The 23,054-nt window shown below is 47.5% G+C and carries 22 protein-coding genes; 1 reads left to right on the forward strand and 21 read right to left on the reverse strand.

Annotation, left to right across the window (positions count from 1 at the left end; genetic code table 11):
- Positions 1 to 26: 26 nt before the first annotated feature.
- From DW769_RS05795 to DW769_RS05855, 14 genes are all read right to left on the reverse strand, one after another.
- Entirely contained in the window at positions 27 to 1,052 is a 1,026-nt protein-coding gene (locus tag DW769_RS05795; RefSeq protein WP_118640584.1) for an ABC transporter ATP-binding protein, read from the reverse strand.
- A complete protein-coding gene (locus DW769_RS05800; protein WP_118640585.1) occupies positions 1,045 to 2,088 on the reverse strand; it encodes an ABC transporter ATP-binding protein in 1,044 nt (347 codons plus the stop codon). The genes DW769_RS05795 and DW769_RS05800 overlap by 8 nt, the downstream gene beginning before the upstream one ends.
- A 5-nt stretch (positions 2,089 to 2,093) precedes the next feature.
- The gene (locus DW769_RS16560; protein ID WP_118601125.1) at positions 2,094 to 2,999 is read right to left on the reverse strand and encodes an ABC transporter permease; all 906 of its coding nucleotides are present in this window, start codon (positions 2,997 to 2,999) and stop codon (positions 2,094 to 2,096) included.
- A gap of 12 nt (positions 3,000 to 3,011) precedes the next feature.
- On the reverse strand, positions 3,012 to 3,926 hold the full coding sequence (locus DW769_RS16565) for an ABC transporter permease (protein WP_199688474.1): 915 nt from the start codon (positions 3,924 to 3,926) through the stop codon (positions 3,012 to 3,014).
- A gap of 96 nt (positions 3,927 to 4,022) precedes the next feature.
- Complete coding sequence (locus DW769_RS05810) at positions 4,023 to 4,361, reverse strand: P-II family nitrogen regulator (RefSeq protein WP_118640586.1); 339 nt, start codon at positions 4,359 to 4,361, stop codon at positions 4,023 to 4,025.
- Positions 4,362 to 4,391: 30 nt separating this feature from the next.
- The gene (locus DW769_RS05815; RefSeq protein WP_055227847.1) at positions 4,392 to 5,606 is read right to left on the reverse strand and encodes an ammonium transporter; all 1,215 of its coding nucleotides are present in this window, start codon (positions 5,604 to 5,606) and stop codon (positions 4,392 to 4,394) included.
- Positions 5,607 to 5,693: 87 nt separating this feature from the next.
- Positions 5,694 to 6,032 carry a P-II family nitrogen regulator gene (locus DW769_RS05820; RefSeq protein ID WP_055221847.1) on the reverse strand — a complete coding sequence of 113 codons (339 nt, stop codon included), beginning with the start codon at positions 6,030 to 6,032 and terminating at the stop codon, positions 5,694 to 5,696.
- Positions 6,033 to 6,258: 226 nt separating this feature from the next.
- Positions 6,259 to 7,293, reverse strand: coding sequence for a 2-hydroxyacid dehydrogenase (locus DW769_RS05825; RefSeq protein ID WP_118750092.1), 1,035 nt, complete (start codon positions 7,291 to 7,293; stop codon positions 6,259 to 6,261).
- An 88-nt stretch (positions 7,294 to 7,381) separates the two neighbouring features.
- Positions 7,382 to 8,755 carry an MATE family efflux transporter gene (locus tag DW769_RS05830; RefSeq protein WP_118697341.1) on the reverse strand — a complete coding sequence of 458 codons (1,374 nt, stop codon included), beginning with the start codon at positions 8,753 to 8,755 and terminating at the stop codon, positions 7,382 to 7,384.
- Positions 8,756 to 9,438: 683 nt separating this feature from the next.
- On the reverse strand, positions 9,439 to 9,708 hold the full coding sequence (locus DW769_RS05835) for a hypothetical protein (RefSeq protein ID WP_022462435.1): 270 nt from the start codon (positions 9,706 to 9,708) through the stop codon (positions 9,439 to 9,441).
- Between the two features lie 916 nt (positions 9,709 to 10,624).
- Complete coding sequence (locus DW769_RS05840; protein ID WP_118640593.1) at positions 10,625 to 11,782, reverse strand: FprA family A-type flavoprotein; 1,158 nt, start codon at positions 11,780 to 11,782, stop codon at positions 10,625 to 10,627.
- Between the two features lie 355 nt (positions 11,783 to 12,137).
- Positions 12,138 to 13,205: a helix-turn-helix domain-containing protein gene (locus DW769_RS05845; protein WP_118697313.1), complete on the reverse strand. Its 1,068-nt coding sequence runs from the start codon at positions 13,203 to 13,205 to the stop codon at positions 12,138 to 12,140.
- Positions 13,206 to 13,392: 187 nt separating this feature from the next.
- The gene (locus DW769_RS05850; RefSeq protein ID WP_243105420.1) at positions 13,393 to 14,319 is read right to left on the reverse strand and encodes a YjiH family protein; all 927 of its coding nucleotides are present in this window, start codon (positions 14,317 to 14,319) and stop codon (positions 13,393 to 13,395) included.
- 87 nt (positions 14,320 to 14,406) lie between these two features.
- Positions 14,407 to 14,649: a hypothetical protein gene (locus DW769_RS05855; protein ID WP_118750094.1), complete on the reverse strand. Its 243-nt coding sequence runs from the start codon at positions 14,647 to 14,649 to the stop codon at positions 14,407 to 14,409.
- 12 nt (positions 14,650 to 14,661) lie between these two features.
- On the opposite strand from DW769_RS05855, the gene DW769_RS05860 reads away from it, so the two are divergent.
- Complete coding sequence (locus DW769_RS05860) at positions 14,662 to 14,967, forward strand: GyrI-like domain-containing protein (protein ID WP_118750095.1); 306 nt, start codon at positions 14,662 to 14,664, stop codon at positions 14,965 to 14,967.
- Between the two features lie 160 nt (positions 14,968 to 15,127).
- On the opposite strand, the gene DW769_RS05865 is transcribed toward DW769_RS05860, so the two are convergent.
- The 7 genes from DW769_RS05865 to DW769_RS05895 form a co-directional block, all read right to left on the reverse strand.
- The gene (locus DW769_RS05865; RefSeq protein ID WP_118750096.1) at positions 15,128 to 15,997 is read right to left on the reverse strand and encodes an aldo/keto reductase; all 870 of its coding nucleotides are present in this window, start codon (positions 15,995 to 15,997) and stop codon (positions 15,128 to 15,130) included.
- A gap of 72 nt (positions 15,998 to 16,069) precedes the next feature.
- Complete coding sequence (locus DW769_RS05870) at positions 16,070 to 16,912, reverse strand: aldo/keto reductase (protein ID WP_330425653.1); 843 nt, start codon at positions 16,910 to 16,912, stop codon at positions 16,070 to 16,072.
- 229 nt (positions 16,913 to 17,141) lie between these two features.
- The gene (locus DW769_RS05875; RefSeq protein ID WP_117510976.1) at positions 17,142 to 18,728 is read right to left on the reverse strand and encodes an AAA family ATPase; all 1,587 of its coding nucleotides are present in this window, start codon (positions 18,726 to 18,728) and stop codon (positions 17,142 to 17,144) included.
- A gap of 168 nt (positions 18,729 to 18,896) precedes the next feature.
- Entirely contained in the window at positions 18,897 to 19,739 is an 843-nt protein-coding gene (locus DW769_RS05880) for an alpha/beta hydrolase (RefSeq protein WP_118750098.1), read from the reverse strand.
- Positions 19,740 to 19,811: 72 nt separating this feature from the next.
- Positions 19,812 to 20,420, reverse strand: coding sequence for a bifunctional phosphoserine phosphatase/homoserine phosphotransferase ThrH (gene thrH / locus DW769_RS05885; RefSeq protein ID WP_055221182.1), 609 nt, complete (start codon positions 20,418 to 20,420; stop codon positions 19,812 to 19,814).
- Positions 20,421 to 20,700: 280 nt separating this feature from the next.
- Positions 20,701 to 21,885, reverse strand: coding sequence for a MalY/PatB family protein (locus tag DW769_RS05890; RefSeq protein WP_118750099.1), 1,185 nt, complete (start codon positions 21,883 to 21,885; stop codon positions 20,701 to 20,703).
- Positions 21,866 to 23,044, reverse strand: coding sequence for a trans-sulfuration enzyme family protein (locus tag DW769_RS05895; RefSeq protein ID WP_118750100.1), 1,179 nt, complete (start codon positions 23,042 to 23,044; stop codon positions 21,866 to 21,868). The genes DW769_RS05890 and DW769_RS05895 overlap by 20 nt, the downstream gene beginning before the upstream one ends.
- Positions 23,045 to 23,054: the final 10 nt, after the last annotated feature.

The raw sequence follows: 23,054 nt of genomic DNA on the forward strand, positions 1-23,054 counted from the left end.
CCCAAACCTGCCGCACCGGAATGGTTCTATTTTGCTCCGGCCAGCAGCGGTTCGATTGCCAGACCCTCCCTCTGTCTCAAATACCGCGGGGAATATAAGAAGCAAGCCACTTTCCTGCCCTCAATATCATACGTTGCCGGGCGGGCCTGGCTGCATTCTTCCATAGCGTAGGGGCACCTCGTGTGGAACGGGCATCCTTTCGGCGGATGGATCGGACTTGGGATTTCGCCTTCCAGCAGGATTCGTTTTCTGCTTCTTGCGGTCTTCGGATCCGGGATCGGCTCTGCAGAAAGCAGTGCCTTCGAATATGGGTGAAGCGGACGGCGGTAAACATCATTGGATTCTCCGATCTCTACCATGTGTCCCAGATACATGACACCGATCCGGTGGCTGATATGCTTTACCATGCCAAGATCGTGTGCGATAAAGAGATAGCTGATGCCCTCTTTTTTCTGAATATCCTCCAAAAGGTTGATGACCTGTGCCTGGATGGAAACGTCGAGCGCCGAAATCGGTTCGTCGCAGACGATAAAGTCTGGTTCGAGTGCCAGCGTTCTCGCAATTCCGATTCGCTGTCTCTGGCCGCCGGAAAATTCATGCGGATATCTCCGGATGTGGTCCGGTTTCAATCCAACCGTTTCCAGCAGCTCCTGCACGCGTTCTTTTCGCTTTTTTTCATCGTACATGTGATGAATCACCATCGGCTCCTCAATAATCTCACCGACGGTAAAACGGGGATTTAAGGATGCATACGGATCCTGGAAGATCATTTGCAGCTTCTGCCGGTAGGGAAGCATCTTTTTCCGGGAAAGCCTGGAGATATCTTCTCCCTCGAAAACGATTTCGCCCTTTGTCGGCTCATAGATCCGTAAAATCGTGCGGCCAAGTGTACTTTTTCCACAGCCGGATTCTCCGACCAGTCCGAAGGTTTCCCCTTTTTTTACCTCGAAGGAAATACCATCTACGGCGATGACCTTCTGTGCTCCCTTCATTCCTCTGTTCACATCAAAGTATTTACACAGGTTTTTTACTTCCAGTACATTTTTACTCATTGGCAGCCGCCTCCTCCCCGGAAACTGTAATCTTTGTTTCATCCATACATTCCAGCCAGCATCTGCAGCAGTGCGTCTCGCTGTAGGTTGTCACCGGAGAAGCCTGTACCTCACAGATCTTCATAGTGTAAGGACAGCGGCTCATAAATGCGCAGCCCTTCGGAAGCTTTAAGAGGTCCGGCGGTGTTCCCGGAATCGGAACGAGCGGTTCGTCGTTATCCTTTGCCGAATTGTTGATACTGTTCAGAAGACCTTTCGTGTACGGATGATGCGGTTCGTAGAAAATCTCATCGACGGTTCCCTCTTCTACGATCTGTCCTGCGTACATAATGGCGATCCGGTCGCACATAGAAGCGACAACGCCGAGGTCGTGGGTAATCATAATAACGGAGGTTCCTTTTTCCTTTGTCAGCTTTTTCAAAAGCTCCAGAATCTGTGCCTGTACAGTCACATCCAGTGCGGTTGTCGGCTCATCTGCGATAATCAGCTTCGGGTCACACGCCAGAGCCGTCGCAATGATGATTCTCTGCCGCATACCGCCGGAAAATTCAAATGGATACTGATCGAGCCGTTTTTCCGGACTTGGAATTCCGACCTGCCGCATCAGCTCAATGGCTTTCGCTTCCGCCTCTTTTTGGGAGCAATTCTGATGCTTTCGAATTCCCTCTGTCATCTGAATTCCGATTTTCAGGATCGGATTCAGAAATGTCATCGGATCCTGGAAAATCATGCCGATGCGGTTTCCGCGGATCTGCTGCATTTTCTTTTCATAAGCCCGTTTTTCTTTCCGGTCCTTCGTGTGCGGCGGAGAAATGTTTTCTCCGTCGAAAAGGATCTCTCCTTCTTCCACTCTGCCGTTCGATGCCAGAAGCCCCATCAGGGTCAGCATGCCGACACTTTTTCCGGAACCGGACTCGCCGACGATACCAAGTACCTCGCCCTCTTCCAGATGGTAGGAAACATCGCGGACTGCGCTGACGGTTCCCTGCTGCGTTTCAAATTTTGTTGTGAGATGGCTGATTTCGAGTAAACTCATACGCTTCACCCCCTGGTTTTCTTTGGATTAAAGGCATCGCCGATTCCCTCGCCGAGGAAGTTCAGGGAGAAAATGGTGATACAGATGCAGATGGTCGGCAAAAGCAGCTGTCCCGGGTGCATGGTAAGCACCTGACGGGCATCCTGTGCCATGGAACCCCAGCTTGCCATCGGAGCGGAAATGCCGATTCCGATGAAGCTTAAGAAGGCTTCGGTGAAAATGGCGTTCGGAACAAGGAAAGTAATCTGTACGATGATCGGCCCGATGGCATTGATCAGCAGATGGCGGAACAGAATTCTCGCATCGCTTGCTCCGATGACGAGTGCTGCCATGGAAAATTCCTGCTCCTTTAAGGCGATCAGCTGGCCTCTTACCTGACGCGCCATGCCGATCCAGCCCGGAATGCAGATACCGATCAAAATGCTTCGTACATTCGATCCGAGAACCATCATGATCAGAATAACGTAGATCATAGATGGCATTGCGTAGATGATATCCACAATACGCATCACAAAGTTATCAAATTTTCCACCAATGTAGCCGCACAGTCCACCGATCACCACACCGAGTACGGTGTTGATGACGGCTGCTCCAAAACCGATCGCCAGGCTGATACGGCCTCCGTAGCAGAGTCTTGTAAATACGTCACGGCCGAATTTGTCGGTTCCGAAAATATGCTGTGCCGAAAAGCCTGCGTACTGATTGGCTGCGTCCTGTGCATCGTATGCGTAGGGGCTGATCATCGGCCCGAAAATGGAAATCACCGCCAGAAGGAGGATGACGACCAGTCCGAGAACTGCCATTGGATTTTTCTTAAATCTTCCCCATGCCGCTTTCCAGAAGCTTTTGCTCTCCACGGCAATAAACTCGCTGTTCTTTTTGGATGGATCAATCGGTGAAAACCAGTCCATAACAGTCACCTCCTAGTTTGTCAGTTTGATTCTCGGGTCAATGAGGGAACAAATGATATCCACCGCCAGGTTTGCAACGGTGATAATCACACCGATGAAAACACTGAAGCCAAGGACTACGGTGTAATCACGGTTCGTGATCGCATTCGTAAATTCACGTCCGATTCCGGGAATGGAAAAAATAGATTCTACGACGAAGCTTCCTGTGATCAGAAATGCGATGGCCGGTCCGAAATAGGTGACAACCGGGATCAGTGCATTTTTAAGGACGTGACGCGCGGTGATGTACAGATTGCTAAGTCCCTTCGCTCTTGCCATCGTTACGTAATCCATCTGGATCGCCTCGGAATACGTACTCTTGGTCAGTCTGGCAATCGAAGCGATCTGTCCGAATGACTGTGCTGCCACCGGAAGAATGTAGTTGGCCGGAGAACCAAGACCGACGATCGGGAGTACCGGCCACCAGACACCGAAAATCATCATCAGCAGGATCGCTGTGACGAATCCCGGGATACTGACCCCCAGCGTCGCAATTCCAAGCAAGGTGTTTTTCACTGCCAGCCGCTTGCTCGTCGCCATCCAGATGCCCATCAGAATACCGATGAAAGCAGATACCGCGATAGAGAGAAGTCCGATGCTTAGCGTGTACGGAAATCCTCTTGCGATCAGTGTATTAACAGAAACGTTCTTTTTATAGGAAATGCCGAGATCCCCGTGCATCAGATTTTCCATGTAAAGGATATACTGTTTCCACATGGGTTCATCCAGCCCGTAGGTCGATTCAAGCTGCTCAATGGCGCTCTTGGAAAGATTGTCTGCCTCGAACGGGCTGCCCGGCATAATCCGAATCAGGAAAAAGGTAATGGTGATCAGCGCCCAGATCGTCACCACTCCAATGAATAAACGTTTTATGATATATCTTACCATGCAGCATTCCTCCCGTTCCGGCTTTTTTAGCTCAGAAGAGGCAGCCGAACGATCTGTTCTGGCTGCCTCTTTGCACCTTTTTACTGTCTTTTGTTTTTATAATGCTTCCTCGCCGCGCTGACCGGTACGAACCCGGATGACATCTGCCACTTTCTCGACAAAAATCTTTCCGTCTCCGATATTTCCGGTACACAGCTTCTTTTCCAGGAAGCCTTTTAATACTGCAATTGTCTTATCGTCACCGACGGTCTCGAATTTGCATTTCATCAGTACATTCGGTCCGCTCATGGTTCCGCGGTACATCACCCGGTAACCCTTCTGGTTTCCATATCCGGTGATATCCGTTTCCATCACGCCGTACACGGCACACGATTCCATGATGTCGATGACATCCTCCCGGTTCGCGGGTTTGACAATAACTGTCAGCTTTTTCATATCCGCACCACCTTTTTATTGATCCTTTTTTTATTTATCATTATGGAAGTGGAAGTTTGCATAAGCGCTGCATCCGTGCTCGTGCATATCCAGTCCGTCGATCTCTTCTTTCTCGGTTACGCGAAGTCCGATGGTCTTTTTCAGGACAAAGAACAGAATGAACGCCAGGATCAGGGTATATGCCGCAACTGCTACAAAACCGATCAGCTGGGTGATAAAGCTGCATCCCTCACCAAAAATGCCGGTGAATAAGGTTCCGAGTGCTCCACAGACACCATGTACACTGATTGCACCAACCGGGTCATCGATTTTTACGACTTTATCAAAGAATTCAACTGCAAATACAACGACAACACCTGCAACTGCTCCAATGAACAGTGCCTCGTAATCATTGACTACATCACAACTTGCTGTAATAGCTACCAGTCCGGCCAGTGCGCCGTTCATTGTCATACTGATATCCGGTTTTCCATAACGTACCCAGGTAACAATCAGGGTAACAAGCGTTGCTGCTGCTGCTGCGAGGTTTGTGGTCATGGCAATGTCGCCAAGGTTATAGGTTGCTGCTGTGGTCGATCCACAGTTAAATCCGAACCAGCAGAACCAGAGGATAAAGACACCAAGTGCTCCAAGCGGAAGGTTATGACCAGGAATAGCAACCGGTTTTCCCTCTTTTGTATATTTTCCGATACGAGGTCCGACCATTTTTGCACCGGCAAGGGCACACAGACCGCCGACCATATGAACTGCAGTAGATCCTGCAAAATCATGGAACCCGATCTGGCTTAACCAGCCGCCGCCCCAGATCCAGTGTCCGGTGATCGGATAAATGAAAACGCTGATGGCTGCGGAGTAAATCAAATAAGAGATGAATTTGGTTCTCTCTGCCATAGCACCTGATACAATCGTGGCCGATGTTGCACAGAACACGGTCTGGAAAATCATAAATACGCCGATCGGCAGGCCGTTGAACATACCATCTGCATCTGCCAGCGATTTCGGATGAAAGAAACCTGCTGTTCCGATAAAGGCATTGCTTCCTCCGAACATCAGCGCAAATCCGATGATAAAGAAGAAAATAGAGCCGAGCACGAAATCCATCATATTCTTCATCAGAATGTTTCCGGAGTTTTTCGCTCTTGTAAATCCTGTCTCCACCATGGCAAATCCGGCCTGCATAAAGTACACCAGAAAGGCTCCGACCATGGTCCATACGATATTGAGTAATACCTGTGTGTTTTCCATAATAAGTTCCTCCTCATTCCCATCTTACCTGTTCCCGTCTGCAGATCTTCTGAAACGGTCATCTTGAAACGGTAGCTTTCAGATTTTTTAAAGTGCCTGTTCGCCGTGCTCACCTGTCCGGATCCGCACTGCATCTTCGACATCGTAAACGAAAATTTTTCCATCGCCGTAGTTTCCGGTTGACAGGTTTTTTACAACAAAATCAACGATTTTCGGAACCTTGTCATCCTCCACAACGGTTTCCACTTTAACCTTCGGAAGCATTTTGGCCACGATTTCCGCTCCGCGGTACATCTGACGATATCCCTTCTGGTTTCCATATCCAAGGATATTCGTGATCATCATACCGTTTGCCTTCTGTTCCTCGAGGAGTAGCTCCAGATTTTCGAGACTCTCCGGACGAATTACAATTTCCAGCTTTTTCATGATTTTCCCTCCCTTTCCGAACCGGCTCCTGTACAAGCTTCCTACCTCCATTTACCGGCTCTGCTGCTTCTATATAGAAATCTGTTTTCTGACAGATTTTCTAACCTCTTCTTTCATGCCTGGACTGTTCCGCAGCTCTGCTGTTTTTACAATTGTTTTTATAGTTGTTTTTACAGTCGTTTTTTTGCAGCTGTTTTTTTGCAGCTGTTTTCACAATCCACTGTTTTTAATTAATCACACTCGTCGGCATTCCCTCCAGGTAAGACCGGAAGTTTTTCACCGCCAGATCGACTGCGCGGAGTCTTGCTGCCTTCGGCTGCCAGGCGATATGGGAAGTAATAAAGGTGTACGGCGACTGCATCAGCGGAATCTGATACTGCGGCGGCTCATTTGCGACAACATCGAGTCCTGCCATATAAACCTTTCTCGATTCCAGCGCCTCAAGAAGCGCCTCCTCATCGATGATGACTCCCCGTGCGGTGTTGATAATGATGACACCGTCCTTCATTTTGGCAAATGCTTCACGGTTCAGCAGGTTTTCTGTTTCCTTCGTATGCGGACAGTGAATGGAGATCACATCCGACCGTTCGAAAATTTCTTCCATGCTGACCTGCTCGATGCCGTCATACTGCGGCCCCGTCTTTTTGTGACGGCTGTTTGCGATGCCCTTCATGCCAAAGCCCTTTGCCATTCTTGCCGTCCAAAGACCGATTGCGCCAAGTCCGATGATTCCCATCGTTTTCTGGTAGAGCTCAATCTGCGGCACGAACAGTTGATTGTAGCTTGCCTGCGGATTCGTTTCTTTTTCTTTCCAGTACCCTGTTTTGGTGTAATCGCTCTGTACCGTCACGTTATGACAGATGTTCATGAGCAGTGCCATCGCATACTGGGCAATGGTGACATCACCGTAAATCGTATTCGTTATGGTCACGCCCCGGCGTCTTGTCATTTCCACATCGAAGTCTTCAAATCCATGTCCCAGCGTTGCGATATATTTCAGATTCGGATGCGCTTCAAAGAGCTTTTCGTTGATCACTCCTTTGTGGACCCAGATACCAAGTGCTGCGTCGGCGTTCCCGATCTGACTGCTGTAATCTTCGAAGGTGTACCTCTTTTTCTCCTGATGGATGATACGGAACTTTCCGATCTGTGGTACACTCTGCAGCATTTTGTTCCACTCTGCTTCTATTTCTTCGTACGTCAGATCGATGGTTCCCGGGTCTCCCTGAAAAACGACTACCTCATAGTTTTCTTCTTTCATACGCCTCGCCTCCTGTTGTACTTCTGTCTTTTTATGTTCCGATTTCAAGATGGATTTCCAGTATGCCGACAAGTTGATTCTTCTGTTTTTATTCTGTAAGAATTTCCTTTTCCTGTTGCCTTACAACGGATTTATTTTCCCATTTATGACCGAGATACCGGACAATGTAAAATCCTGCACGGACTACCCAGTCGAGGGTCTGTGCAATCCAGACACCAAGGAGTCCCACATGGAGGGAAACACCGATCAGATACGCCAGTGCAATTCGAACGAACCACATGGACAGGATGCTGACCGTCATCGTAAACTTGGCATCGCCGGCAGAACGCATCGTGTTCGGAAGGGTAAAGGCCAGCGGCCAGATCATCATACAGCAGATGCTGTGGTATCGGATCACAATCACTGCCATCCGGTAAGCGCCATCGGAAAGGTTATATGCTCCGGCGAACAGTGGTGCTGCTGCCAGAAGCAGGATATTCAGAATCCAAAGGAATGCGTAGGCTCCTGTGATCAGCTTCTTTGTATAGCTTCTCGCCTGCTTATAATCTCCCGCTCCGACACACTGGCCAACCACGGTTGTCATGGCAAGTCCCATCGCCGATCCCGGCATAAAAGCAAGCTGTTCCACGGTCATTGCACAGGCATTTGCTGCGATCGATGCTGTTCCAAATCCGGCAATCATGCTCTGGGTCAGCAGCTTTCCGATCTGGAACATACTGTTTTCCAACGCCTGCGGAACACCGATGAAAAAGATCTTTTTCAGCATCTCCTTGTCCCATCCGGCCAGGAACCATTTCGTACAGTGGATCTCGTATTTTTCCTGATGCAGCAGTACAAGAATCACAACACTGGCAAATGCTCTGGAAATCAGAGTGGAAAGTGCCACGCCTGCAACTCCCATGTCAAAGCCGAAAACAAAAACGGCATTTCCGATGATATTCAGCGCATTCATCACGATGGAAGTAACCATTGAAATGTTTGAGTTTCCCATAACCCGGAAAAGCGCTGCCCCGGCATTGTAGATGCCAAGGAACGGGAACGAAAGCGATGTAATGAAGAAGTATTCCACCGCATAGGCCATAACCTGCTCTTCCGCCGATCCGTAGACCACACGGAGAATCCAGCGGTTTCCGAAAAAGGAAATGCCGCAGATAACAAGTGCAATCAGTCCGCAGATCATCACGAGCTGTTCGGCTGCGTGACACGCTGTTTTCTTATCCCCGCTTCCGAGGAACTGTGCTCCAACAACGGAACCGCCGCTTGCCATCGATGTGAAAATCACGATCAACAGTACGCAGATCGTATTGACAAGTGAGATTCCGGAAACAGCCGTTTCACCGGCCCCGGATACCATCACCATATCTGCCATACCGACGGTAACGGCCAGCACCTGTTCCACAATCAAGGGAACGATCAGCCGGATCAGACGCTTTCGGTCGAATAAAACATTTGTGTTTTCCATCGGACTTTCTCCTTTCCGGTTCTGCATTTTTTCTGTCCTGTTTCTGACAAAATCAAATCTGGTTTTCAGAAGCAGTCCCTGATACCTTTGATAACAAAAAACGACCTGGAAGTCTTCCTTCCAGATCGCCCCGTTGCGAACTCTTTACTGACGTTTCTCCTTTGGATTGAAAAACGCGGCACGAAGCTTTCCCTTCGTACCGCGCCTTCGCGAATCCATTACTTATATGGAGTTTATCTTGAAAAACAGACAGATCATTTTCTGGTTTCCTGAGAGTGTTTTCCGGGAGAAATTTAAACCTGGGAGAAAGGGAAGAAATAAAAAAACGGAGAGATTCTTTTTTCAGAACCGCTCCGTTGCGTTGTCTTTATTTTGTTCCATTGCTCTGCTGTTTTTCAACATAGGCACATTCTAACGGAATTCCCGCTTTTTGTCAATCCTTAAATTTTTCGATGATTTCCGGTCTTTTGCGTCAGTTCTGTCAATTTTATACAATTTTGCCGATATTTTTTCAGTCATTTCTGAACATTTTTCTCATGAACCTTTGAAATTTCTTTGTTTTCTTTTAAAATCGCGGAAAAACTCCGGCAAAATTCTGTGAAAATTCAGAGCGAACGCCAGACTTTGCTTTCATCAAATATCCGCCACCTGTCCGGCGCCTGTTTGAAAAAGACTCCGGTATATCAGATCCAGTCAAAATCTCCGCCGGTAATCGCAAGACTTAAGAGTGCATCCATCTTTTCCACTTCCTCTTCGCCCTCAATTCTTTGCAGCAGCACTGCGGTATCCAGCACATCCTCCAAAGATTCGCCAGGTCCGATCTCATAATCCACCTCTGCCTCGCAGTCCGGGCATGGAATTTTTTCCATCGTCTGAAGGGATAAAAAGCGGTTGCCGCATTTCTTGCATTCATAATAACCACATGTTTTGGTTCCGTCTGGTACGTAATACATAGATTCTTATCCTCCTATCCATTTTCCGTTTCTTATTCTACCATACTTACCTTGCCAAAACCAGACATCTGAAAAAGAATCGTTTTTGCAAAAAACAACTCGTAAACACATGCGTACAAGTATTACACTGATTCTTGAAAGAAAAAGGACGCTGTATGCTCTCGTTTCTTTCGGGGCTGTAGCGTCTTTTCTGCTTTCACGGCTCGCGCAGACCGCAGGGCAGTCAAACAGATTTTTCAGCAGACATAGTTTAAGCCCGATCGATTCTTTTTTCTCTCGACCGGGCTTTTAATGAATTTCCAGTAATTTCATTTTATACACCTGCTGCTTTCATTGATTTCGGGGTATTTCGTTATGTTCCTTTTGGACCATACCTCCTGAATTTTTTTGTTTTTATTTTTTCCCTATGGGCCTCTGCCTTTCATTGGAATCATCTCCTTTAGGTTCTATATGTAAACTCTTCAGAGATTTTTTTGATGTTCAGATTAACTATGCCATTGGACTGTACCTCTTACTTTCTTAGATTTCGTTTTGATGTTTCTTTTTCGTCTTGATGTTTCTTTCTTGTTTTTATTTTTGTTCTCTTTTCTTTTGTTGATCTTATATTAACTCATCTTCTCTGTTTTGTCAATACTTTCTTTTAATTTATTTTGTATTTTATTATTTTCAGAATATTATGACATTAAAATCGAAAGATCAGAAACCTGATGCAGTCTCACTTACAAAGAGGCGGCCGCAGGCTTTCGCAAAATTCAACCCCCGGCTTTTTTTGACCCACCGCAGGGCGATCCTGCTCCCTCCGGAACTCCACAGAATCTTCTTTCCAAAAGAGTAGAACGAAAGACTCCGCTGTCTTTGCCTTTCGCAAAGTCCAGCGGAGCATTTTTCCCATATTCTTTCTTCTCTTCTTAATTTCTTATTTGCAGAGTTCCTCGGCCAGTGCCTCGATCTCTTTTACGTTCTCTTCCTTCACAGCGGACATTACTTTTACATTATTCTCTGTCCAGGTGATATTTTTGCTCTTCTCAAACATACCTTTCATCACTTTCGCTGCGGTCGGTGCCCAGCTTCCGTTTTCGATCAGACCGATGGTGCGGTTCTGGAAGCTGCGCTCTGTCAGACGGTTGATGAAATCCTGCATGAACGGGTAAATGCCTGCATTGTAGGTCAGGGTTGCGAGAACCAGCTTACTGTAACGGAAAGCATCCGCTACGGCAGCAGACATATCGTCTCTTGCCAGATCGTAAACAACGACCTTCGGGCATCCTTTTTCTTTCAGCTTATCTGCAAGCAATTCGGCAGCTTTTTTTGTATTGCCGTAAACAGAAGTATAGGCAACCACAACACCTTCTTCTTCCGGGCGGTAGGAAGACCAGATATCGTATTTTTCAATGTAGTGGCCAAGATTTTCCGTCAGAACCGGACCGTGCAGGGAACAGATTTTCCGGATATCCAGCGTACCTGCTACTTTCAGGAGCTTCTGTACCTGCAAACCGTATTTTCCGACAATACCGATAAAATAACGGCGTGCTTCGTCATCCCATGGTTCCTCGCGGTCGAGTGCACCGAATTTTCCAAAACCGTCTGCTGCGAACAGAACCTTGTCCGTGCTGTCGTATGTAACCATAACCTCCGGCCAGTGTACCATCGGAGCGAACACGAAGGTCAGAACGTGTTTTCCGAGCGTAAGGGACTCACCGTCCTTTACTTCCAGTTTCCTTCCGGCGAGATCCATCTTTGGGAAAAAGTTTTTCATCATGGCAAAGGTTTTTGTGTTTGCAACAACGGTTGCTTCCGGATATGCTTTTACGAAGTTTTCAATATTCGCAGAGTGATCCGGCTCCATATGCTGTACGATCAGGTAATCCGGTTTTCTGCCATCCAGTGCTTTCGCAACATTTGCCAGCCATTCATCCGCAAAGTTTGCATCTACGGTATCCATAACTGCCGTTTTTTCATCGAGAATTACGTAAGAATTATATGCCATGCCGTTCGGCACTTTGTACTGACCTTCAAACAGGTCTACCTGATGATCGTTAACTCCCGCGTAGATAATATCCTCTGTAATTTTCATAAAAATCCATATCCTTTCCATCTTGTTTTTTCCTGCCCGGAACCTGCTCCGAACCGTATATTTTTATATTATCCTATGATGGAGGAAAAAGCAAGGAAAAAGCAAGTAAAAATAGTAAAGATTACTATTTTTACTTGCTTTTCTCCGTTCACACACACGATATCCCTTTTCCACAGCTTGCAAATCATCACAATACTTCTATTTTACAGGCATGTTCTTTTGTTTCTTTATCATAACTGATTCCAACCGCCAGTCGCAAAAGCAAGTGCAGAAAGATTCCGAGCGTACATGCTGATACTATGAGTATAGTCTTTTTCTGTGGGAGGCGCAAGAATGGAATCCCGTTTCTCACTTCTTATTTATTTTCCGGGAAAACAATCTCTTTCTCTGGTACGCCTTCTGATTTGATGACGTAGCCGTCAACATCATCAAAATGAATCTTGTACTGATATTCGCTTTCACGTCCCTCTTTTGAGTCATCGGCATCAGCGTAATAGGTAAGGCGAATTTCGAAAGTATTTTTGTTTCCTTCGCGCCAGGACTCATCGCCGATCAGCCAGTCGTTTTCGAGGTTTTTGTTTCTTTTCAGCAGCACCTCGGCGTACTGCTGTGCGCCCCTCCAGATTCCTGTGTTTTTGTACCGGTTCTGCATGGTGTTCTGATACTGCCACAGTGTTACAAACATGATCGTCGCCATAATTGCCGTGAAAAGAACGGTTTTGTATTTCTTTTCTTTTTTCTGTCTCTGCCGGCGGATACATCGAATGGTTCCGATCATCATCATTGCCAGAACAAACAGATACCACAGGGTCCAGAAGATCTGCTCTTTTCGTTCCAGACCGCCGGGAATGAATTCTGCCAGCTGATCGCCCCAGACGAAATTTACCAGGGATGCCAGAATGCCGATAGACAGAATGGATGCTGACCCATAGACTTTCCGGCTTTCTTCATCATCGAGGTTCTGGAAGAAATACCACAGCGATACAAACGCTGCTGCCACCAGACCGCCTAGAATCAGGCCGCCGCCCACGTTTACGATCTTTGCCGCCCACGCTGCCGCTGCCACACCGATCACCAGAAATCCCGCGATCACGTTTGCGTTCCGGTCCTGTTTTTTCTGCTGCCTTGAAATGTCACCTGCGTTCTGCAGCATTTCGGCCACCTCCTTCTGAGTATACTGAATTTCCGGCGTTGCCTCTTCCTTCGCCTTCTCCTGCCGTTCGGAGCGCATCAGTTCCAGCACAGAAATCCCAAGTGCCTGAGCCAGCGGCTCAATCGTCTGGATATCGGGAAAGCCAAGTCCCCGCTCCCACCGGCTGACGGCTTTATCCGTCACATGAATCTTTTCCGCAAGCTCTGCCTGCGTCATCTTTTTCTCTTTTCGCATTCCGGCAATAAACCGCCCGAACTCTTTCGCTTCCACGTCGTGTCCCTTCCTCCTGCTGTTCCCGCACCGCCTCATGTTGCCCAGCGGAGCGTTTTTACAGTCTCAGAATAGGCGAAAATAGGCTGTTTTGTCAATCTACGAATCCTTTACCTGCGTTTTTACGCCAAAAAATCCCCGATTCAGCACAAAAGTGCCAAATCAGGGATCTTGTATTTTCCTGTATTTACAGCCCGATCATATTTGCAAACAATACGATCAGCGGAATGGCAATGATGGTTCTCTCCAGAAAGATCACCAGCAGTTTCCAGAAATTCAGTGGAATTTCACTTTTGATAATAATCGTTCCGACCTCGGTCAGATAGATGATCTGAATCAGGGATAAAACACCGATGACAAATTTTGTCTTTACGGATACAAGTCCAACCGACAGAAGCGCCGGGATAAACATATCGGTAAATCCAACGAGAGTTGCCGGTGCTGCCGCGAAGGCTTCCGGAACACCGAGGGCATTTAAGTAGTATCCGGCTTCTCTTTTTGTATAATATCCTTTCATATACTGTTCCCGGGTCAGAATGACAGCTGCATTCGATGCGCCGAACCAGGATGCAATCAGATCCACCGAGGCTCTTCCCGGCACATGGAACAGCAGACGGACAACCGGTCTTGCAAGGACTCCTAAAAATTCCATAATTCCGCAGTCGGTCAGAAATGGCATAATAAAGCTGAATGCAATGACAATGCTGAACAACGTTCCGCAAAGATCCACCATGGTTCCGCCGGTATCTGCGGAAATGATCTGCTCCGGTCCGATTTTAAATACGATCAGTACCGTAAAAATGGCTCCGACAATTTTGGATACCAGATACAGCGGAGTTGTAGAAAACGCTCTGCACAGATAGTGGTTCTTCCGGATCCAGTCCGGCTTGGCAATATAGTCATAAAGACTCATAATCGCTGACACAATCAGGATCACCATAATCAGGTATGACAGCCTGCCTCCGAAGAGTCCTTTGATCCAGCTCTTCAGAAAATCGAGCAGCGTCGTAAACGATTCTCCCTGTGGGATCGGTACGAGAAACATCAGAATACCGAACGCAGAACCCAGCAGAAACTTTAAAAGATTCCCGGTGGTTATATGTGATTTTTCCATTTTTTCTCTCCTCATGTTTATGATAAAGCGCGCATCACTTTCTTACGTGTCGAGACAGCAGGTGTTTTCCCTGCTGCGTGGACAGTTCTATAATGCTTCCACCTGACACATAGCCTCGTAGATCATGTCTTCCGTCACCTCGTATGGAATGTGTTCCATATCCGGACCGGTTACGGTTTCTTTCAGTACGGCAGACAGTGCCTCCCGCCCGGTCGGCGCTCCCATCTCGGCCAGTGTCGTGCGGATTCCGAGTTTCTGCAGAAAGTCTTTCATTTCTCCGGCTTTGTCTTTTTCTCCGTCCACCATCAGCTGGACAAGAACGCCGGACATCCTTACGGAGCCATGCTTGATGTCGCAGATCTTAGAACAAATCATCTGGATACGTATGCTTACTTTTTTACAAAGGTCATTCAAAAACCGGAACACTATCCCTTCCATATCAAACCCGCCGGGGATTACGCGGTCGCGTATCTGATGGGCGATTATTATGATTCAAAAGACACCTACAAAACCCTCTTCGACTGGATCGACCAGAACCATTTTTCGACGGGCCAGTATTCCTACAAAGAAGCAGTGATCGACGAACTGGCAACGGCGTCTGTGAAAGAATATGTGACGAAGATATCGGTACAGGTGTTTCGTACGTGAAACGTTTTTTATCAAGAAAAAAAAGCCAGAAGCAAACGATACACAGCGTTTCTGGCCTTTCTTATTTTTGACTTTTATTTCTGACCCAAAGGGTCCAGGAACGCAACGTCTGCCTGTGCGGAAACGATCTTACCGCAGTCGGAAAACGAACCGCCCTGCTTTATTCGTGGATTTTTCTGGTATTACACATTTTAACAAATTCCGGATCAAAATGTTTTACCGCAGTTCCCTGATAGCCGAGATCCAGTGAGCTGATTCTCTGCATTTCTTCTTCGGTCAGTGTAAAATCCCAGATCTGAAAATTCTCTTCGATTCTCGCCTTGTGAACCGATTTCGGAATGACCACAACGCCGCGCTGTACATTCCAGCGCAGAACAATCTGTCCTACGGTCTTTCCGTGTACGTCAGCGATTTCTTTTACCATCTCGTTTTCAAACGGATTGTGACGGCCTCCACCGAGCGGTGCCCATGCCTCTGGCACAATCTGATACTCTTCCATAACTTTTAACGCCGGCTCCTGCGTGAAGTACGGGTGCATTTCAATCTGATTTACCATAGGACGGATTGCTACTGTTTCGCAGAAGTTGGCCAGCACATGAGGATAAAAATTGGAAACACCGATGGCTCTTAACTTTCCTTCTTTGTACGCATCCTCCATAGCACGCCATGCACTGAAATAATCTTTCATTGCCTGGTGCAGCAAATAAAGATCAAGATATTCCACGCCAAGCGTCTCAATCGAATGATCGATGGCTTTCTTTGCCATTTCATAATTCTGCATATCCTGAACCCACATCTTGGATGTGATGAACAGTTCTTCGCGGGTGCAGATTCCTTCTGCAATCGCCTCACGGACGGCTTCCCCAACGGCATCTTCATTTGTATAAGAAGCCGCCGTGTCGATCAGACGATAGCCCGCCCGGATGGCATTTAATACAGATTCTTTGCACTCTTCTTTATCTCTTACCTGAAAAACCCCAAAACCCTCCATCGGCATTTTTATACCATTTGTCAATACTTTATATTCCATTTTTGTTTCCCTTTCTTATCAGATAAATGCAGTAAACACATGTTCTTCCATCTTTGGCAGGCCGTATTTATTTTATTTCTGGCTGTCCAAATCGATCTTCATCTTCGCATATGCTGCCAGTTTTTCCTCATCCGGGTAATAGTAACGCACGTTTTTATTCAGGCCTTCCATTTTCTTCATCTCTTCGTCGGTCAGTTTGAAACCGAAGATATCGAGGTTTGCCTTGATGTGCTCCGGATTCGTAGAACCCGGGATGACGATATTTCCAACCTGGGTGTGCCATCTTAAGATCACCTGCGCGGTGCTCTTTTCATATTTTTCCGCAAGTTCTTTGACAATCGGCTCCTCAAGCAGTGCATGATCACCGTGTCCCAACGGATACCATGCCATCACACGGCAGCCGCACGGAGCAAGTGCGGAAATAGTCTCCTCATCGCGGTAATACGGATGCGCTTCCATCTGGATCACATGCGGTTTGATTTCGCACTCTTCCAGCAGTTTTTTCAACTTTTCACCCTGGAAATTGGAAATACCGATAGCTTTGATTTTGCCCTCTTTGTACGCTTTTTCCAGTTTGCGGTAGCCTGCCATGAAGTCGCCTGCCGGCTGATGGATAAACATCAGATCGATGTAGTCGGTTCCAAGCAGTTCCAGGCTCTTTTCTACCGTTCCTTCTGTCAGATACTGGCTCGCCCAGATTTTGGTCGAGATGAAAATGTCCTCTCTTGCCACACCGGATCTTTTAATTCCGCGCCCAACTGCACGCTCGTTCATATAAGCCTGTGCAGTATCAATCATGCGGTATCCGCATGCTAATGCGTCCACAACCGCCTGCTCTGCCTGATCCGGTGTCATCATAAAAGTTCCGATTCCCACTGCCGGGATCTGCACCTGATTGCTTAATGTAAAATTCATCATCATAACCTCCCTGTTTTATTTTGATGTGTGATATTTTGTTATTTCCCTGTCTTTGTAGCTTTAGTTTATCACCCGGGAGTTGCTACCGATCAAGGACTTTTTTGAAAAAAATTCCTAAAATCTAATCGTTCATTCCTGTTTCGGATCGACTCAAATGTTTGCAAAAACGTCATACCATGAATCCCTCATCCATAGTATGACGTTTTTCTTCTCTGCATTTTGTTTTCTATTTTTTTATCTTTTCAATCCTGCATTCATGTTCTTTCGTCCTTTTATTATAGTTGATCCCCACAAGAAGAAGATCTCCTGTGTATTCCAGAATAGAATCCGGATATTTTTTGTCCCGGATCTGTTCCATAGCTGTATCTGTGCTTTTGTTCCACTTAAGTTCTACCAGCAGCGCCGGATAACTTGTTTTGTATTCCGGTTTCGGAAGATAAACAAAATCTGCAAAACCGCGCCCAGCCGGCAGCTCTCTTATCGGTTTGAAATAATACTGCATAGAGCTTAAATATGCTATCGTAAGCACGCTGCTCAGGGAATTTTCATCATTATATTGGATCACCGAACTGTACTCCTGATGAATTCTCTCTACGCCATCCGCTACCGCTTTTTCATCCATATCCAGGGTTGCATCCAGCAGATCTGTGGATTCCTTCTGAAAAGTAATCATTTCATTCCATTTGTTGCGTTTCACCGCATTGTTTAGTTCATGTCTGATTTCCTCATTCGGAATAAAAACCTGCTGCCTGTCCTGATCGTAAGCCAGATATCCGAGATGGATCAAATACGTCAGTATATCATCCCGGTTGGCAAAGCTTACAGTATCATTCTGGAAAGACGTCACATCCACATCCACGGCGGCCCCCGACATCATTTCTATGATAGCTGCCCTCAGTCCGTCGAAATTCATGTTAATCAGTGGCACGATTGCTTCATAGCTGCCGGTATTGGACCAGTAGCTTTTATATTTTCCGTTCAGCATCAGGCTGACAACGGCTTTGGGATTATATACCTGATACCCTTCCAGAGAATATCCATCATACCATGATTTCACCTGTTCATAGTTCTGTCCGTACCGGTCGCATAAATCATGCACTTCCGCTTCTGTAAAGCCAACATACGGTGCCATTCTTCCTGCATCCAGCATGGTGAATTCTTCGAAATTGTTGAGGGCGGACTGTGTCTTTAATTTCTTGATCGGCAGAATTCCTGTCAGATACGCCAGTGCAATATATTTTGACGGTTCCGATCCTTTGAACATGCCTCTTAAAAAATCAATATATTCTTCCTGCACTTTATGGTTCTGCGCTTCATCTCGGATCAGTACATCCCATTCATCGATGATGACAACAAATTTGTTTCCCGCAGCAGCCTTAATATAGGACATCGCCCCATAAACCGTCTTCACAGTATCCGGAATCAGTTCTCCGTATTTTTCCTTCAGTTCCTGCAGAATTCCGTTATTGATATATTCCACAACGCAATCCGCATTTCCGGCATCCATCATGCACCACTGGACATCAAAATGAATCACATCATACTGGTTCAGATGTTTTTCAAAGGACTCCGCCTTATGAATCGCATAGTCCGCAAACAGTTCTCTGGAATCACTGCCTTTGCTGTAATATGCCGACAGCATCTCCGCTGTGATTGACTTTCCGAAACGCCTCGGACGGCTGCTGCAGATAAATTTTGATGTAGTACTGATCACTCTGTTGGTATATTCCAGAAGCGGTGTTTTATCTACATAGATTTCTGAATGAATGACTTCCGAAAATGCTTCATTTCCCGGATTTAAAAATCTTCCCATGGCGGCCTCCTTCCTGTTCACATTGTGATCTTTCCTGTATTCATTATACACGGAAAGAACTCCGATGGGTAGACTTTATCCTGCAAAAAATGCTGCACCACAGATTCTCCCAAACAATCAAAAAACAGAGCGAAAATCTCCTGGACTTTCACTCTGCTTTTGCTTCTTTTACAGTTTTGCGCGGAAGAACGCACAGATTTCGTCCCACACTTCCTTCTGGAAGAAACGAAGATCTGCGTGGTCGGCATCCTCGATCGAAAGCAGTGTGACGTCACATCCCGCTTTTTCCAGTTCGTCGTGCAGTTCCTCTCCCTGTCCGAACGGAACGGTATGGTCATCCTCTCCGTGGATGATCAGAAACGGCGGTGCGGCTTTTGTCACGAAGCTGACCGGACAGCACGCGAGTGCTTCTTCCGGATGGCGCATCACGTTTTTGCCCATCAGAAGGGATTCCGGAGATGCCGCACACTGCTCCGGATCACTGTACGGGAATCCGCGGAAATCGGTCGGCGGGTACCACGGGCAGGCGGCCTGTACGGCACTGGAATATTCCAGATTTTCTCCCACATCATAAACGGGATCTGTCGCAAGCGCTGCCATGCAGGTCAGATAACCGCCCGCAGACTCTCCCATCACACCGATGCGGTCCGGATCAATGTTGAAACGTTCGGCATGTGCACGCAGATAACGGATTCCTGCTTTCACATCCTGCAGCGGTGCCGGAAATTTTGCCTCATTACTCGTGCGGTATTCTACCGATGCAACAACGAATCCCTGCTGTGCCAGTACGGACAGATAGGCAAGATGTGCCGAGCGGTCCATCTGGATCCAGGCCCCTCCGCAAATCCATACCACACACGGGTATTTTCTGGTGTTATCCCGCGGGTAAATCAAATCCAGCTTCAAATCCTGCACCGTGTTTCCAAACCAGGCATCCGCCTGTGCAAATGTAATTCCTGTTGTGACGCAGAACTGTGGTTTTTCTGCTTCTACCTGAATTCTTCTTCTCATGTAATAAAACCCCCATATTTCTGTTTTCCTGACCGTTCGTCGCAGCCTCCGGCCGGAAATCACCTTTTTTGTTTACTTCTCATCCATTGCTTTTTTGATCGCGCCAAGCAGCTCCTCATACGTCTCATACGCCGGGATCTGCGGATAGTCGGCTTTGATTTTATCGGTCGAGCGGAACAGAAAGCCTGCCTTACTTGCCTGAATCATGCCAAGGTCATTGTAGGAATCGCCGCTTGCGATCGTCTCAAATCCGATGGACTGCAGTGCTTTTACGGTGGTGAGCTTCGACTGCTCGACTCTCATTTTAAATCCTGTGATCTCGCCGTCGTCTGCGACTTCCAGAGAGTTGCAGAACAGCGTCGGATAGCCCAGTTTTTTCATCAGCGGCGCGGCAAACTCCGTGAAGGTATCGCTGATCAGGATCACCTGGGAGAAGGTGCGCAGCTCGTCAAGGAACTCTTTTGCACCCGGCAGCGGATCAATTTTTTCAATCGTAGCCTGAATTTCTTTCAGTCCAAGGCCATGCTCTTTTAAGATTCCAAGTCTCCATCTCATCAGTTTATCGTAATCCGGCTCGTCGCGTGTCGTTTTTTTGAGTTCCGGGATTCCGCTTGCCTCCGCAAACGCGATCCAGATTTCTGGTACCAGTACTCCTTCTACATCCAGACATGTAATATACATTGTTATGATCCCCTTTCCTGCGCTGCCCGCCTTGTTTAGCGACGGGATTTTTGTTTTTTTCACAGCATCACTTTACCACACTATATCACAGAATGTGCGTCTCTGCAATTTCTATTCTATAGCAAAAGCCAGAAAATCATGCAAAAGGCAACGCAGCAAAACCGCCCTCCCGGAATTCTTTTCTTCCGGCAAAAGCGGTTTCTTAGTTACTGTTCACTCAGCAGTGAAACACTTGCTGTTTCGCTGCGTAAGAAAATGATTCAGGTTTCTTATCGTATTTTTATCTGTTTTTCAGTGCATCCCGGATCCGGTCGAGTGCCTCCATCAGTGTTGCGCGCGGGCAGGCAATGTTGATCCGCTGGAAACCGCGTCCGCAGTCTCCGAAGATTTTGCCACTGTCAAGCCACAGCTTCGCCTTGTTGATAATCAGGTCTTCCAGTTCATCAACGGATAGCCCCGTCTCGCGAAAATCGAGCCATACGAGATATGTTCCCTCCAGGTCGATCATCTTCACGCCCGGAAGCTGCTCCTCCACATACTGCCTTGTAAATTCTGCATTTGCCTTCACATAGGAAAGCATTGCCTCATACCACTCCTCGCCCTTATTATATGCCGTCTCGCATGCCACCAGACCCATCACACCAAGCTGGCTCGTTCCGGCTGCATCGAGCTGTTTCCGGAATTTCGCACGGAGTTCCGGGTTGGCGATAAAGATGTTTGACATCATCATACTTGCCAGATTGAATGTCTTACTCGGCGCGGTGCAGGTGATCGTGATGTCCTCGTACTCTTTTTTGATCGCAGCAAACACCTGATGCTCGCCTTTAAAAATGAAATCTCCATGGATCTCATCACTTACAACGGTCACGCCGTACTGCACGCAGAGATCGCCGATCGCCGTCAGCTCCTCTTTCGTCCAGACTCTTCCGACCGGATTGTGCGGATTGCAGAGGAAAAAGAGCTTCACGTTTTCAGCTTTCAGCTTCTCCTCGAAATCCGCCACATCCATGTGATAGCGGTTATCATCGCCGAGCACCAGCGTGCTGCTGACAACTCTTCTGCCGTTATCCGCAATGACTTCCGAAAATGGATAGTAAACCGGTGACTGGATCAGCACGGCATCCCCAGGCGCGGTGTAAGCTTTGACTGCCATCGCAAGTGCAAACACAACGCCTGGCGTTTTGATCAGCCATTCTTCTTTCGGCTCCCAGTTGTGATGGTGTTTCATCCACCCCGCAACTGCCTCAAAATATGGAGTCTGCGCATCGCTGTAGCCGTAAATGCCCATTTTTACACGCTCCACCAGCGCATCCTCGATGTAGGAGGATGTCTCAAAGTCCATGTCCGCCACCCACAGCGGCAGCACGTCGGCTGGCATACCGCGTTTTACTGCGAAGTCATATTTTAAACAGTCTGTATTTTTTCGGTTGATGATTCTGTCAAAATCAAGATTTCTTTCCGTCATTTTTCTCTTCCTCAATTTCTGCAAAAACCTTCTCAAGCTCGCCGATCAGGTCCTCGATATTTTCAATTCCGACGGAGAAGCGAAGGGTGCTCTCCGTAATTCCGTTCCGCTCACGGATTTCCTTCGGCACATCGGCATGTGTCTGCGTCGTCGGATACGTAACGAGTGTCTCCACGCCGCCGAGGCTCTCTGCGAAACGGATCATTCTTACCTTCTCCAGAATGGCAAGGGCAAACTCTTTGCTCTCGAGCTGGATTGTCAGCATGGCACCGAAGCCTCTTGCCTGTTTTTTCATAATCTCATGACCCGGATGATCCGGCAGTCCCGGATAGATTACTTTCGTAACCGCCTTCTGTTTCTGCAGCCATGCAGCAATCTGTTCTGCATTCTCCTGAGATCTTTCCATGCGGATGCCTAAAGTTTTCATGCCGCGCAGCACCAGCCAGCAGTCAAACGGAGCAAGACCTGCACCTGTTGTCTTAATCAGGAAACGCAGTTTTTCCTGAATGTCTTCACGGTTTGTCACGATAAAGCCTGCCAGCGTATCGTTGTGGCCGCTTAAGTATTTCGTGCCGCTGTGGATGACAACATCCGCGCCGAGATCGAGCGGGTTCTGGAAGTACGGGGACATGAAGGTGTTGTCCACGATCAGAATCAGGTTGTAGCGTTTTGCAATATCCGCCATCTTTCGGATGTCGGTTACGTTCATCATCGGGTTCGTCGGAGTTTCGATGTAAATTGCTTTTGTATTTTCTTTCACATAGCTTTCCACATCATCACGGCAGCAGTCGATACCGGAAAATTCGACGCCGTTTTTCTCATTCACGTGGTGGAACAGACGAATGCTGCCGCCGTACAAATCGGAATCCGCAATGATGTGGTCTCCCGGGCGGAACAGCTCCATCAGAAGTGAGATCGCTGCCATGCCGGAGCTTAATGCAAACGCATCAATTCCGTTTTCCAGCACAGCCACCATTTTTTCCAAATGCTCTCTGGTCGGGTTCTGCAGTCTGCTGTAATCAAAGCCGGTGCTCTGTCCTACGCCCGGATGCGCATACGTTGCGGTCTGATAAATCGGGTAGCTGAGTGCGCCGTAGTGGCTACACTGTCCCTCGTCCTCTTCTAAATGGATACATTTTGTGTCAATTCCTCTTGCCATATGAATAATC

Origin of the sequence: Blautia sp. AM29-29 (assembly GCF_003480555.1) — a bacterium.
In the GTDB taxonomy this organism is placed as follows: Bacteria; Bacillota; Clostridia; order Lachnospirales; family Lachnospiraceae; genus Fusicatenibacter; species Fusicatenibacter saccharivorans.